Source organism: Paraburkholderia piptadeniae, from assembly GCF_900007165.1.
Lineage (GTDB): Bacteria > Pseudomonadota > Gammaproteobacteria > Burkholderiales > Burkholderiaceae > Paraburkholderia > Paraburkholderia piptadeniae.
In genome coordinates this window covers 1-631 of sequence record NZ_CYGY02000234.1, presented here as the reverse complement: position 1 = coordinate 631, position 631 = coordinate 1, and the positions used below count along the sequence as shown (strand labels likewise).

Genomic DNA, 631 nt, shown 5'->3' with positions numbered 1-631 from the left:
GTCTCGTGGGCTCGGCGATCGATACAGTATGGCTGCGGCTGGGCTGTCGGGTTGCCGAACTGGCGAGACTGCTGGCGACCGTGCCCGACCGGCGGGGTACGAAAGGGCTGGTATGTGGTGCCTTGCCCGCCGGAGAACTGCGTGCGATCAGTTGGTGTGAGATGTCGCGAGGATTGCTGATGCATTGGGTCGAGTTACGCGATACGGCGCATGGTCCCATGGTCGGCGACTACCGGATCGTTTCGCCGACCGACTGGAATTTCCACCCGCGCGGCGCCGTAGCCCGGACGCTCGAACGATTCCCAGCGAGCGCCTCGCTGTCCGGTTGGAAGCGTGCCGCTGTGCTAGCTGCCGCCTATGATCCCTGCGTCGCATATCAAATAGGCTATGCGAACAAGGATGACGCTCGGATGGATCATGCATGAAGTCAGTCTTGCAGGCGGCATCCTGGCGTTGATGGAGAAGACTGCAGAGCGCGAGTGTTTCGTCCGTGTCACGCATCTTCTGCTCGAAGCAGGTGGATTCTGCGGGGTAGACGTGCGCGCCCTGCGCTTCGCGCTCGAAGCGATTGCGCCGGGCACATTGCTTGATGGTGCGACCGTGGAGATACGCGAGATGCGGGGCCGGGCAT

The 631-nt window shown here is 62.6% G+C and carries 2 protein-coding genes; both read left to right on the top strand.

From position 1 onward, the window contains the following. Positions 1–425: nickel-dependent hydrogenase large subunit (locus tag BN2476_RS46310; RefSeq protein WP_173819737.1), on the top strand; the 425-nt coding region annotated here is incomplete at its 5' end. Further along, positions 418–631 (top strand): hydrogenase maturation nickel metallochaperone HypA/HybF (locus BN2476_RS44965; protein ID WP_143811258.1); only part of this gene is annotated, 214 nt, incomplete at its 3' end. The genes BN2476_RS46310 and BN2476_RS44965, both read left to right, overlap by 8 nt.